The organism is Streptomyces sp. ISL-94 (genome assembly GCF_018614075.1).
Classification (GTDB): domain Bacteria; phylum Actinomycetota; class Actinomycetes; order Streptomycetales; family Streptomycetaceae; genus Streptomyces.
Genome location: NZ_JAGGOZ010000017.1, coordinates 65517 through 78598 on the forward strand (window position 1 = coordinate 65517; position 13082 = coordinate 78598).

Consider the following 13082-nt stretch of genomic DNA (forward strand, 5'->3'; position numbering starts at 1 on the left):
ACTTCCTCCTGGCAGTGGCGGCGGCCGACGGGATCAGTCGTCCAGCTGGGCCAGGGCCTCGGTGGCGATCTTCTCGAAGACCGACTCGTCCGCGGCGAAGTCGGAGTCCGGGATCGGCGCATGGATCACCAGCTCGGTGAAGCCGAGCTCACGGTGGCGGCCCGCGAAGTCGACGAACGCGTCCACTGATTCCAGCAGGGTGCTGCGCTCGGGGGTGAAGCCGGTCAGCAGGATCTTCTCCATCGGCCCGGAGTCCCGACCGATCTCCGCGCAGGCCGCCTCCAGCCGGCCCAGCTGCCCGCGCATGGCGTCGAGCGACTGCTCGGGCGTGCCCTCCTCGAACAGCTTCGGGTCACCCGTGGTCACCCAGGCCTGGCCGTGCTGCGCGGCGAGCCTCAGGCCGCGCGGCCCGTTCGCGGCGACCGCGAACGGCAACCGGGGACGCTGGACACAGCCGGGGATGTTGCGCGCCTCCTCGGCGGAGTAGAAGGCGCCACGGCGGCTCACCGCCCCCTCGGTCAGCAGCTCGTCCAGCAGCGGCACGAACTCGGCGAAGCGGTCCGCCCGCTCACGAGGCGTCCAGGGCTCCTGGCCCAGTGCGGTCGCGTCGAAGCCGTTGCCGCCCGCGCCGATGCCGAGGGTGAAGCGCCCGTCCGAGATGTCGTCGAGGGTGATGAGCTCCTTGGCGAGCGTCACCGGGTGACGGAAGTTCGGCGAGGTCACGAGCGTCCCCAGGCGCAGCCGCTCGGTGGCCGCGGCCGCCGCGGTCAGGGTGGGCAGCGCACCGAACCAGGGCCCGTCGCGGAAGGTCCGCCAGGACAGGTGGTCGTAGGTGTAGGCCGTGTGGAAGCCGAGCAGCTCGGCCCGCAGCCACTGGTCGCGGCCGCCTTCGTGCCATCGACGTACCGGAAGTATCACCGTGCTCAGACGCAGACTCATGGCCCCGAGCCTACGGGGGCCGGTGGCGATGTTTCACGTGAAACATCGCCACCGGCCCGTGGTCCGGCCACCGGGTGGCGATGGGCGAAGATGGAGCCGTGACCTCGGCTTCCCAGTGCCCGGACGGGCCAACCCCCGCGCCCCGGCTCATCGCCACCGACCTCGACGGCACCCTTCTGCGCGACGACAAGTCCGTCTCACTGCGCACTGTCGCCGCGCTCGCCGCCGCCGAGGAGGCCGGGATCGAGGTCTTCTTCGTCACCGGCCGTCCGGCCCGCTGGATGGACGTGGTCAGCGACCACGTCCACGGCCACGGCCTGGCGATCTGCGCGAATGGCGCGGCGGTCGTCGACCTGCACGCCGGACGGGAATTCGTCCAGGTCAGGGCCCTTCCGCGAACGGCCGCCCTGACCGTCGTCCACACCTTGAGGACCGCGGCACCCGGTACGTCCTTCGCGGTCGAGCTGACCACTGGCATCAACTACGAGCCGACGTACCCGCCGTTCTTCCAGGACCCGGGCGCCAACGTCGCCACGGCCGAGAAGCTGTTGTCGGACGACACGGACGAGAGCGCCGCGCCCGTACTCAAGCTGCTCGCGCACCACGCCGAGCTGGCCCCGGACGAGTTCCTGGCCCTGGCGCGGTCCGCTGCCGGTGCACACGCCTCGATCACCCGCTCCAGCCCGACCGCCCTGCTGGAGATCAGCGGGCATGGTGTGTCCAAGGCGAGCACCCTGGCGCTGTGCTGCGCCGAGCGGGGCATCTCCCCCGCCGAGGTCGTCGCTTTCGGGGACATGCCGAACGATGTGGAGATGCTCAGCTGGGCGGGCACCTCCTACGCGATGGGCAACGCCCACCCGGATGTGGTCGCGGCCGCGTCGGGCCGTACGACCGCCAACAACGAGGACGGGGTCGCCGTCGTCATCGAGCGCATCGTGGCCGACCGCATCGCCGGCCGGCAGGTATAGCCCTCCGGGGAACGGCGGAGAGCGACCGCCGGTCCACCGGCGCGAGGCCCTAGAGCGGGGCCTCCCACACCACGGTGGTCCCGCCGCCGTCCTTGCCGAGGCCCGGGCCGTAGGAGCTGGAGCCGCCCAGGGCCTCGGCTCGCCGGCGAAGGTTCCGCAGCCCGCTGCGCCGTCCACCCTCGGCGATGCCCACCCCGTCGTCGGCGACCTCCAGCCGGACCCCGGGGCGCCCGTCCGCCAGCGCGACGGTGGAGTCCAGGACCACCTCGATCCGGGACGCGTCGGCGTGCCGGAACGCGTTGGACAGGGCCTCGCGCAGCGCGGCGATCAGGTTCTTGCCCACCAGTTCGCCGACGACCGCGTCGATCGGGCCGACGAAGCGGTGCGCGGGCTTGAAGCCCAACGGCACGGCGGCCATGTTGATCTCCCGCAGCACCCGGGTACGCAGCCCCGACGGCGCCTCCGCCGGACCCTGCTGGAGGGCGAAGATCGCGGTGCGGATCTCCTGAATCGTCACGTCCAGCTCGTCCACGGCCTTGCCGACCCCGTCGCGGACCTCGGGGACGATGGACCTGCGCTGCGCACCCTCCAGCATCATCCCGGTGGCGAACAGCCGTTGGATGACCAGGTCGTGCAGGTCTCGGGCGATCCGGTCGCGGTCCTCGAACACGGCGAGCCGCTCCCGGTCGCGCTGTGCCTCGGCCATCATCAGGGCGAGCGCCGCCTGGGAGGCGAACTGCGTGGCCAGGGTCCGCTCGGCCTCGCTGAACGGGCGCTCGCCGCGGCCCCGGGGAGTGACCAGGGCGCCCAGGACCCGTCCGCCGCTGTGCAGCGGCAGCATCATGCAGGGCCCGTACTGGCTGGTGAGCTTGCTGATCATGCGGGGGTCGGTGGCGGCGTCGTCCACGAAGACCGGCTCGCCCTGGAGCAGCCTGTCCACGACCGGGCTCTCGGCGGGGATCACCAGGCCGAGTGAGGTCGCCGCGTTCTCGGCGGAGACGGCGACGATCTCCATCCCGCCCTCCTCGGCCGGGAGCATCACGATCCCGGCGGCGGAGTCGGCCAGGTGGCGGGCCTGTTCGGCCACCACCGCCAAGGCGTCGTCCGCGTCCCCGCCGGACAGCAGGGCGGTGGTGACGGCCACCGAGCCGTCGATCCAGCGCTCGCGCTGGGTGGCCGCCTCGTACAGGCGGGCGTTGCCGATGGCGATGCCCGCCTCGGTGGCCAGCACCCGGACCATGTGGAGGTCGTAGTCGTTGAACTCTCCGCCGCCGTGCTTCTCGGCGAGGTACAGATTGCCGAAGATCTCCCCCTGCACCCGGATGGGGACACCGAGGAAGGTCTTCATGGGCGGGTGGTGCGGCGGGAATCCGGCCGAGCGAGGATCCTTGGTCAGATCGGCGAGCTGCACGGTGCCGAGGTGCGAGATCAGTGCTCCGAGCAGGCCGCGCTTGCCGTCCGGGCGGTGCCCGATCTTGCGGGCCAGCTCGGCGCTGATCCCGTAGGTGACGAAGTCCGAGAGTCCGCGGCCCTCTGTGTCGACGACGCCGATCGCCGCGTAACGGGCGTCCGCGAGCTCGGCCGCGGTCTCGCAGATGCGGTCCAGTGTGGAGTGCAGCTCAAGGCCGGTCCCGACCGACCTCATGGCTTCCAGCAGCTGCGGTACCCGGGCCGTGAGCTCGGTGGACAGGCCTTGGAGGCTCCGGGTGGCCTGGGTGGCCGCCTCCAGTGGGTCCGGTGCTCCCGATGACGGATCCGGCGGTTCCTGCGACTCCTGCACTGACATGCCCTTGAGACTAGTTAGTCCCGTTTAGCAGGGAAAGTTGCGGCTTGCGGAAAGCCGGCCGAGCCCGTCCGCTTCCCTTTCCCGCTCCAGCAGTCGGCGCAGAGGCCCTTCGACGGTCGCCAGCTCCGCGTACGGACCGCGCTGTACGACCTCTCCTCGGTCCAGCACCACCACCTCGTCGACCGCCTCCAGCCCGGCCAGCCGGTGTGTGATCAGCACGGTGGTACGGCCTTCGGTCGCGGCCAGCAGGTCCCCCGTCAAGGCGTCCGCCGTGGCCAGGTCCAGGTGCTCGGCCGGTTCGTCCAGGACCAGGACGGGGAAGTCGGCCAGCAGGGCGCGGGCCAGGGCCAGGCGCTGTCGCTGACCGCCCGAGATCCGCTCGCCGTGCTCGCCGACCAGCGTGTCCAGCCCGTCCGGAAGGCCTTCGGCCCACTCCAGCAGCCGGGCCGCGGCCAGCGCCTCCCGCAGCTCCTCCTCGCTCGCCCCGGTCCGGGCCAGCCGCAGGTTCTCCCGTACGGAACTGTCGAAGAGATGCGCGTCTTGGGCGCACAGGCCCACGAGCGCGCGCACGTGGTCGCCGTCGAGCGTGCGGGCGTCGGTCCCGCCCAGGGTGTACGCGCCTTCGCGCGGGTCCAGGAAACGGAGCAGGACCTGGGCCAGCGTGGTCTTGCCGGAGCCCGAGGGGCCGACGACCGCGATGCGACGGCCGGCTTCCAGAGTGAGGTCCAGGCCGCGCAGCGCGTCGCGCTCCTGACCGGGATGCCGGGCGGTGAGCCCCGTCAGTCGCAGCGGGAAGGGCGAGGCGGGGGCCGCGCCGGGCCGCTCCGGCTCGACGACCGGAACCGGCGCGTCGATGACCTCGTAGACCCGCTCGGCGCTGCGGCGCACCCGCTGGCGGCACTGGACGGCCAGCGGAAGGCCGTTGACCGCCTCGAAGGCGGCGAGAGGGGTCAGCACGGCAACCGCCATGGCCACCCCGGGCAGCCGTCCGTCGTGGACCGCGTTCGCTGCGGCGGCAGCGGCCGCCACGACGGTCAGCCCGCACACCAGGGCGGACAGTCCGCTGCCCAGGCCGTTGGCGGCCGCGCCCCGGGCGGCGATGCCCGTCAGCACGGTGTCGCTCTCCCGCGTGAGGCGCTTGCGGTCCTCCAGGGCGCCGACGACGGTGAGCTCCGCGGTACCGGTGAGGAGATCGGCCACCCGTGTCGCGAGCTCGCCCCGCGCGGGGGCGAGCCGGCGCTCGGCACGCCGCGCGCACGCCCCGCTGACCAGCGGCACCCCCACGCCTGCGGCGAGCAGCCCGACGGCGAGCGCGGCTCCGGCCTCGGGGAGCAGCCAGGTGGTGAAGGCGACCGAGCCGGTGGCGACCAGCACCGCGGTGCCGACCGGCAGCAGCCAGCGCAGCCAGTAGTCCTGGAGCGCGTCGGCGTCGGCGACCAGCCGGGCCAGCAGATCCCCGCGCCGGTGCTCGCGCAGCCCGGCGGGGGCGATGCGCTCCAGCCGCCGGTACACGGAGACCCGCAGGTAGGCGAGCATCCGCAGGACGGCGTCGTGGGAGACGAGCCGCTCGGCGTAGCGGAAGACGGCCCGCCCCATGCCGAAGGCGCGGGTGGCGGTGACCGCCACCATCAGATAGAGCACGGGCGGCTGTTCGGAGGCGCGCGAGATCAGCCAGCCGGACACGGCCATCAGCCCGACGCCGCACCCGACGGCGAGGGCCCCGAGGAGCAGCCCTAGCCTGAACCGCCCTTGCCAGGCCTTTGACGCGGCCCGTACCCGGGCCAGGGGGGGTTCCCCCGAGCCACCCCTCCACGAGGCGGCGGGCTGCGCCGCTCCCGGCTCCCCTTCCAGGGCAGGCTCCGCGCCCGCCACGCCGTCACCGTCTGGGGCGGGGCTCCGGTGGACGTCTCGGGGCCGCAGTCCCGAAGTCTCGGGGGGCTGCTCCGCAGGGAGCACCTCCACCACCCGGTCGGTGATCGCCAGGAGCGCCGGGCGGTGCACGACCAGCAGCACGGTGCGGCCCACCGCCAGGCGTCGTACGGCCTCGACCACGGCCGCCTCGGTTTCGCCGTCCAGCGCTGCCGTCGGCTCGTCCAGCAGCAGGACGGGCCGGTCGGCCAGGAAGGCCCGCGCCAGCGCCAGCCGCTGCCGCTGGCCGGCGGACAGCCCGGCGCCGCCCTCGCCCAGCGGGGTCTGCACCCCGCGCGGCAGGGCGGACACGAAGTCCCAGGCTCCCGCGTCCCGCAGCGCCGCGGCCACTTCTGCCTCGGAGGCCGCCGCGCGGGCCAGCCGTACGTTCTCGGCGATGGTCCCGGCGAACAGGTGCGGCCGCTGCGGCACCCACGCGATCCGCTCCCGCCACTGCGCCGGTGACAGCTCGGCCAGGTCCACACCCGCGACCCGTACCCGGCCCCCGGTCGGTGTCACGAACCCCAGCAGCACTTGGAGGATGGTGGACTTCCCCGCCCCGCTGGGGCCGGTGAGGGCCACGCACTCCCCCGGCTCGACCGTCAGCGAGACGGGCGCGGGCGAGTCCCCGCCCCGGCCTTCGTACCGTACGGCGACCCCGTCGATCTCGATCCGCAGCGGAGCGCCCGCGGGCAGCCCGGCCCCGGCGGCCGCATCCCCGACGGGGGTTTCCAGTACGGCGAAGATCTCCTCGGCGGCCGCCAGCCCCTCGGCGGCCGCGTGGTACTGAGCGCCCACCTGCCGCAGTGGCAGGTAGGCCTCGGGCGCCAGGATCAGGATGACCAGCCCCGTGTAGAGGTCCAGGTCCCCGTGGACCAGCCGCATGCCGATGGTCACCGCCACCAGCGCCACCGACAGGGTCGCCAGCAGTTCCAGCGCGAAGGAGGAGAGGAAGGCGATGCGCAGGGTCCGCATCGTCGCGCGCCGGTAGTCATCGGTGATCTTCCGGATGGACTCGGCCTGCGCCTTGGCGCGCCCGAAGACCTTCAGCGTCGGAAGTCCGGCCACCACGTCCAGGAAATGCCCCGACAGCCGGGACAGCAGCCGCCACTGGCGTTCCATCCGGGACTGGGTGGCCATGCCGATCAGGATCATGAACAGGGGGATCAGCGGCAGGGTGACCACGATGATGGCCGCCGAGACCCAGTCCTCGGTGACGATCCGGGCGAGCACCGCCACCGGTACGACCACCGCGAGCCCCAGCTGGGGCAGGTAGCGGGAGAAGTAGTCGTCGAGCGCGTCCACGCCCCGGGTGGCCAGCGCCACCAGCGAACCGGTCCTCTGGCCGCCCAGCCGGCCCGGCCCGAGGTCCGCGGCCCGCTCCAGCAGCCGGCCGCGCAGTTCCGACTTGACCGCTGCGCCGGCCCGGTGCGCGGCAAGCTCCGTCAGCCAGGCGAGCAGGCCGCGCCCCAGCGCCACTGCCACGAGCAGCAGCAGTGGCGTCCGGAGCTCCGCGCCGCCCAGCCCCTCCTCGAAGGCGCCGACCACGATCTCGGCGATCAGCATCGCCTGACCGACGACCAGCCCCGCCCCGGCAAGCCCGAGGGCCACCACCGCCCCCAGGAAGAGGCGGGTGGAGCGGGCGTACCGAAGCAGGCGCGGGTCGATCGGTTTCACGTGAAACATCCCCCAGGGCAGGGTCCAGCCGAACGGTCTGGCGTCGCGGTCAGGCGTCGCGGTCAGGTGTCAGTGCGCGTCGACGATGTGCTGCGTGCCGATGCGCTTGCGGAACACCCAGTACGTCCAGCCCTGGTAGAGCAGGACGAGCGGGGTGGCCACTCCCGCACACCAGGTCATGATCTTCAGGGTGTACGGGCTGGACGAGGCGTTGGTGACCGTGAGGCTCCATGCGTCGTCCAGCGAGGACGGCATGACGTTCGGGAAGAGCGTCAGGAAGAGCATCGCGACGGCCGCCGCGATGGTGACCCCGGACAGGGCGAACGACCAGCCCTCGCGGCCCGCGAGGTTGCATCCGAGGGCCCCGACCAGCGCGATGACCGCGATGGCCATCGCGACCAGGCTCTTGGCGTCGCCGCTCGTGAACTGCGTCCAGGTCAGGAACACCAGGGCCAGTACGGCGGTGGCCACGCCCAGCTGCGTCGCGAGCTTGCGCGAGCGGTCCCGGATGTCCCCGACCGTCTTGAGCGAGGTGAAGACCGCGCCGTGGAAGGTGAACAGGGTGAGGGTGACCAGGCCGCCGAGGATCGAATAGGCGTTGAGCAGGTCGAAGAGGGTGCCGACGTACGCCTTGTTCTGGTCGATCTTCACACCGCGCACGATGTTGGCGAAGGCCACGCCCCAGAGGAACGCCGGGATCAGCGAGGTCCAGAAGACCGCGTGTTCCCAGTTGGTCTGCCAGGCGTCCTCGTCCCGCTTGTGCCGGTACTCGAAGGCGACACCGCGGATGATCAGGCAGAGCAGGATGAGGAGCAGCGGCAGGTAGAAGCCGGAGAAGAGGGTGGCGTACCAGTCGGGGAAGGCGGCGAAGGTCGCCCCGCCCGCGGTGAGCAGCCAGACCTCGTTGCCGTCCCACACGGGCCCGATCGTGTTGATCAGTACCCGCTTCTCGGTGCGGTCACGGGCGAGCAGCTTGGTCAGTACGCCGACTCCGAAGTCGAAGCCCTCCAGGAAGAAGTAGCCGATCCACAGGACGGCGATGAGTACGAACCAGACGTCGTGAAGGTGCATGGTGTGGTCTCCTCAGCCTCAGTACGAGAAGGCCATCGGCCGGTCGGGGTTCTTGTCGTCCCCGCCGATCCTGGTGGGCGGGGTGAGGTCGGCTTCGCTGAGCTCGGGCGGGCCGGCCTTGACGTACTTGACGAGGAGCTTGACCTCGATCACGGCGAGCACGGCGTAGAGCAGCGTGAAGCCGATCATCGAGGTGAGGACCTCGCCCTGGGAGACGTTCGGCGAGACCGCGTCCCGGGTGCGCAGGACTCCGTAGACCACCCAGGGCTGGCGGCCCATCTCGGTGAAGATCCAGCCCCAGGAGTTGGCGATCAGCGGGAAGCCCATCGTCCACAGGGCGACGATCCAGTACAGCTGTCCGAACGTGGGGCTCAGCGCCTTCTTGAAGAGGACCAGGTTCGGTACCTCCTCCTCCGAGGTCCGCAGCCCCGGCGGCAGCATGAGCTTCTTGCGGGTCAGCCACAGCCCCAGCACGCCGATGCCGAGGGAGGCCATGCCGAAGCCGATCATCCAGCGGAAGCCCCAGTAGGCGACCGGGATGTTGGGCCGGTAGTCGCCGGGTCCGAACGTCTCCTGCTCGGCCTTGTTGACGTCGTTGATGCCCGGGACGAACGAGGTGAAGTCGTCGTTGGCCAGGAAGGACAGCAGACCCGGGACCTCTATCGCGACCTTGTTGTGGCCCTTCTCCACGTCGCCGTAGGCGAAGACGGAGAAGGGAGCCGGCGCCTCGCCGTCCCAGAGCGCCTCGGCGGCGGCCATCTTCATGGGCTGCTGCTTGTACATCACCTTGCCGAGCAGATCGCCGCTGATGGCGGTGCCGAGTCCAGCGATGATCATGACGGCCAGGCCGAGCCGCAGCGAACTGCGCATTACGGGGATGTGCTTCTTGCGCGCCAGGTGGAAGGCGGCGATGCCGACCATGAAGGCGCCGCCGACCAGGAAGGCGGCCGTGATGGTGTGGAAGAACTGGGTGAGCGCGGTGTTCTGGGTGAGCACGCGCCAGAAGTCGGTGAGCTCGGCCCGGCCCCGCTCCTCGTTGATCCGGTACCCGACCGGGTGCTGCATCCACGAATTGGCCGCCAGGATGAAGTAGGCGGACAGGATGGTGCCGAGGGAGACCATCCATATGCAGGCCAGGTGGATCTTCTTCGGCAGCTTGTCCCAGCCGAAGATCCACAGACCGATGAAGGTCGACTCGAAGAAGAAGGCGATCAGCGCCTCGAAGGCCAGCGGGGCTCCGAAGATGTCACCGACGAATCGCGAGTAGTCGGACCAGTTCATGCCGAACTGGAACTCCTGGACGATGCCGGTGACGACACCCATCGCGATATTGATCAAGAAAAGCTTGCCCCAGAACTTCGTGGCCCTGAGGTACTTCTCCTTCTCGGTCCGGACCCACGCCGTCTGCAGGCCGGCGGTGAGTGCCGCCAGCGAGATCGTCAGGGGAACGAAGAGGAAGTGGTAGACGGTGGTAATGCCGAACTGCCAGCGCGCCAATGTCTCAGGCGCCAAAGCCAGGTCCACGTCGTCTTCTCCTTGTCGTCGCCGTGGTCACAGCGGGCAGTCTGCCTGGCGGGTTCCTTCCATACCGGGAGGAAGCAGGACACGCTTGTGAACGCGTTCACATTCACAAGCATTATGGCGCACCCCTTTTCGGCCCCTTCAGGCGGGGTCCCCCTAGCCAAGAAATTCAACAGATTGTTGAATACTGCCCATGAAGATTCGAATCTCCTGGCCCGCAGGCCAGCTCACCGCGACCCTCGACGAAACTCCGACCGCCAAGGCCCTGACCGAGGCGCTCCCGATCTCCGCCAGCGCCAACACCTGGGGCGAGGAGGTCTACTTCGACACCGGCGTCTCCGTGGCCCTGGAGCACGACGCCCAGCAGGTCGTCGACCCCGGCACGGTGGCGTTCTGGACCGAGGGCGACGCACTCGCGCTGCCCTACGGGCCCACGCCCATCTCGCGCGGAGGCGAGAGCCGCCTGGCGAGCCCGTGCAACGTGCTCGGCTCGTTCGACGGCGACCCCCGCCTGCTGGCCACCGTCCGCGACGGCGACCCCATCCGCGTGGAACTCGCGTAACCCACTCAACCGGCGCGACTCGGGCGGCTCACCAAGCCCGCCCCAGCCCGCCCGCCGGAGCTAGAGCTCCTTGAAGAAGGCCTCCGCCGCGTGCAGGAAGAGGTCGTTCGCCTCGGTCTCACCGATCGTGACCCGCAGGCCCTCACCCGCGAAGGGCCGGACCACCACACCGGCCTTCTCGCAGGTCGCCGCGAACTCGGCGGTCCGCTCCCCCAGCCGCATCCACACGAAGTTCGCCTGCGTGTCCGGGACCGTCCAGCCCTGCGCGCGCAGCGTCTCGTGGACCCGCGCACGCTCGCTCACCAGCGCCCCGACGCGCCCCATCAGCTCGTCCTCGGCGCGCAGCGAGGCCACCGCGGCGTCCTGGGCGAGCTGGCTGACGCCGAAGGGCACCGCCGTCTTGCGCAGCGCCGCGGCCACCGGCTCGTGCGCCACCGCGAAGCCGACGCGCAGGCCGGCGAGCCCGTACGCCTTGGAGAACGTACGCAGCACGGCGACGTTCGGCCGGTTGCGGTAGATCTCCAGGCCGTCCGGTACGTCCGTGTCGCGCACGAACTCGCGGTACGCCTCGTCCAGCACCACCAGGACGTCCGAGGGCACCCGGTCGAGGAACCGCTCCAGCTCGGCGCGGCGCACGGCGGTGCCGGTGGGGTTGTTGGGATTGCAGACGAAGATCAGCCGGGTCCGGTCGGTGATCGCCTCGGCCATGGCGTCCAGGTCGTGCACATCGCCCTCGGTGAGCGGGACCTGCACGGAGGTCGCACCCGAGATCTGCGTGATGATCGGGTACGCCTCGAAGGAGCGCCAGGCGTACATGACCTCGTCGCCCGGGCCGGCCGTGGACTGGATCAGCGACTGGGCCACGCCGACTGAGCCGGTGCCGGTGGCGACGTGCTCGACCGGCACCCCGAACCGCTCCGCGATCTCGTTCACCAGACCGGTGCAGGCCATGTCCGGGTACCGGTTGAAGGACCCGGCCGCCGCGACCGCGCTCTCCAGCACCCCGGGCAGCGGCGGGTACGGGTTCTCGTTCGAGGACAGCTTGTACGCGACGGGGCCGCCCGCGGCAGCCGGCTTGCCGGGCTTGTATGTGGGAATGCCATCCAGCTCGGCGCGCAGCTTCGGGCTCTTCTCGCTCACCGCAGGTCCTCCTCGACCGTCCCGTACGACGTCGCCGTCGACTCAATACTGCTCACCTTATGAGGATTCCGCCGTCCCGAGAATGGGGGCGCCTGGAATGCGGGGGAGCGCGCGCATATATGCGCGCGCCGGTGGCCTGCGCCGTGGCGCGCATCCCTCGTACAGGTGAGTTGAGACCGGCCCGAGACCACACCGCTTTGGCATGCCCGGACCCGCCGACAAGCGCCCCGCCAGCTCCTGGAGCCCAAACCCCTTTGATTCCAAGGTCATTGGGGGTGGCGAATCATGCAGAATCGTGCCTGTCAACGCGTGCATATGCACACGGACCACCCACCCCACCGAGCCCTACTATCGGCTCGCCATGACAGCAGCAGGGAAGCATCAGGTGAGCCGGACCGAGACCACCCGGCGGGCCGCCGGCCGACAGGGCCGGGCAGGCATCAGGGACGTGGCCGCCGCGGCGGGCGTCTCCATCACAACCGTCTCCGACGCGCTCAATGGCAAGGGACGGCTGCCGGACGCCACCCGCCGCCACGTTCGCGAGGTCGCCGACCGGCTGGGCTACCGCCCGTCCGCCGCCGCCCGCACCCTCCGTACCGGCAAGTCCGGCCTCATCGGCCTGACCGTGACGACGTACGGGGATGAACCTTTCACCTTCACCGAATTCGCCTACTTCGCCGAGATGGCCAGGGCCGCCACCTCCGCCGCGCTCGCCCGCGGCTACGCCCTCGTCATCCTCCCCGCCACCTCCCGACACGACGTGTGGTCCAACGTCGCCCTCGACGGCACCGTCGTCATCGACCCCTCCGACCACGATCCCGTCGTCACCGAACTGGTCCGCCAAGGCCTGCCCGTGGTCTCCGACGGCCGCCCCGCAGGCTCCCTCCCCGTCACCGCCTGGGTCGACAACGACCACGAGGCCGCCGTACTGGGCCTCCTCGACCACCTCGCCGCCGCCGGCGCCCGCCGAATCGGGCTGCTGACCGGCACCACCACCGACACCTACACCCGGCTCTCCACCACCGCCTACCTCAGCTGGTGCGAGCGCGTCGGCCAAGACCCCGTCTACGAGTCCTACCCCGCCCACGACCCCTGTGCGGGCGCCGTCGCCGCCGACCGGCTCCTCGCCCGCCCCGACCGGCCCGACGCCGTCTACGGCCTCTTCGACCCCAACGGCACCGACCTGCTCGCCGCCGCCCGGCGCTACGGCCTGCGCGTCCCCGAGGACCTGCTGCTCGTGTGCTGCAGCGAGTCCACCGTGTACGCCAACACCGAACCGCCCATCACCACCCTCTCCCTCAAACCGCGCCGCATCGGAACCGCCGTAGTCCAGCTGCTCATCGACGCGATCGAGGGCGTGGACACCGGACGCCCCGTGGAACAGGTCGTCCCGACCGAACTCATCATCCGCACCTCGTCACAGCGCAGGCAGCCCCGTACGACCGTCAGTCCGCCCCGGTCCCCGGCACAGGACTGACGCGCCACACCGCTCCACCGGCGGGGCCGTCGG

Annotated in this window: 9 protein-coding genes; 3 read left to right on the plus strand and 6 right to left on the minus strand. The window is 71.1% G+C overall.

Going from position 1 to position 13082, the window contains the following annotated elements; genetic code table 11:
• Positions 1-33 precede the first annotated feature (33 nt).
• The gene (locus tag J7E94_RS06650; protein WP_215013165.1) at positions 34-939 is read right to left on the minus strand and encodes an LLM class flavin-dependent oxidoreductase; all 906 of its coding nucleotides are present in this window, start codon (positions 937-939) and stop codon (positions 34-36) included.
• A gap of 80 nt (positions 940-1019) precedes the next feature.
• On the opposite strand from J7E94_RS06650, the gene J7E94_RS06655 reads away from it, so the two are divergent.
• On the plus strand, positions 1020-1907 hold the full coding sequence (locus tag J7E94_RS06655) for a Cof-type HAD-IIB family hydrolase (RefSeq protein WP_215013167.1): 888 nt from the start codon (positions 1020-1022) through the stop codon (positions 1905-1907).
• A gap of 49 nt (positions 1908-1956) precedes the next feature.
• On the opposite strand, the gene J7E94_RS06660 is transcribed toward J7E94_RS06655, so the two are convergent.
• From J7E94_RS06660 to J7E94_RS06675, 4 genes are all read right to left on the minus strand, one after another.
• Positions 1957-3693: a GAF domain-containing sensor histidine kinase gene (locus tag J7E94_RS06660; RefSeq protein ID WP_215013169.1), complete on the minus strand. Its 1737-nt coding sequence runs from the start codon at positions 3691-3693 to the stop codon at positions 1957-1959.
• A 24-nt stretch (positions 3694-3717) separates the two neighbouring features.
• Positions 3718-7278 carry a thiol reductant ABC exporter subunit CydD gene (gene cydD / locus J7E94_RS06665; RefSeq protein WP_215013171.1) on the minus strand — a complete coding sequence of 1187 codons (3561 nt, stop codon included), beginning with the start codon at positions 7276-7278 and terminating at the stop codon, positions 3718-3720.
• 69 nt (positions 7279-7347) lie between these two features.
• A complete protein-coding gene (gene cydB / locus J7E94_RS06670; protein WP_215013173.1) occupies positions 7348-8349 on the minus strand; it encodes a cytochrome d ubiquinol oxidase subunit II in 1002 nt (333 codons plus the stop codon).
• Positions 8350-8367: 18 nt separating this feature from the next.
• Positions 8368-9873, minus strand: a complete 1506-nt coding sequence (locus tag J7E94_RS06675) for a cytochrome ubiquinol oxidase subunit I (protein ID WP_215013175.1) — start codon at positions 9871-9873, stop codon at positions 8368-8370.
• Between the two features lie 190 nt (positions 9874-10063).
• Here J7E94_RS06675 and J7E94_RS06680 point away from each other — a divergent pair, with 190 nt between their 5' ends.
• A complete protein-coding gene (locus tag J7E94_RS06680; RefSeq protein ID WP_215013177.1) occupies positions 10064-10432 on the plus strand; it encodes a cyclophilin-like fold protein in 369 nt (122 codons plus the stop codon).
• Between the two features lie 60 nt (positions 10433-10492).
• Here J7E94_RS06680 and hisC read toward each other — a convergent pair whose 3' ends face one another.
• Positions 10493-11572 carry a histidinol-phosphate transaminase gene (gene hisC / locus J7E94_RS06685; RefSeq protein WP_215013178.1) on the minus strand — a complete coding sequence of 360 codons (1080 nt, stop codon included), beginning with the start codon at positions 11570-11572 and terminating at the stop codon, positions 10493-10495.
• Positions 11573-11933: 361 nt separating this feature from the next.
• Here hisC and J7E94_RS06690 point away from each other — a divergent pair, with 361 nt between their 5' ends.
• On the plus strand, positions 11934-13049 hold the full coding sequence (locus tag J7E94_RS06690) for a LacI family DNA-binding transcriptional regulator (RefSeq protein WP_215013179.1): 1116 nt from the start codon (positions 11934-11936) through the stop codon (positions 13047-13049).
• Positions 13050-13082 lie beyond the last annotated feature (33 nt).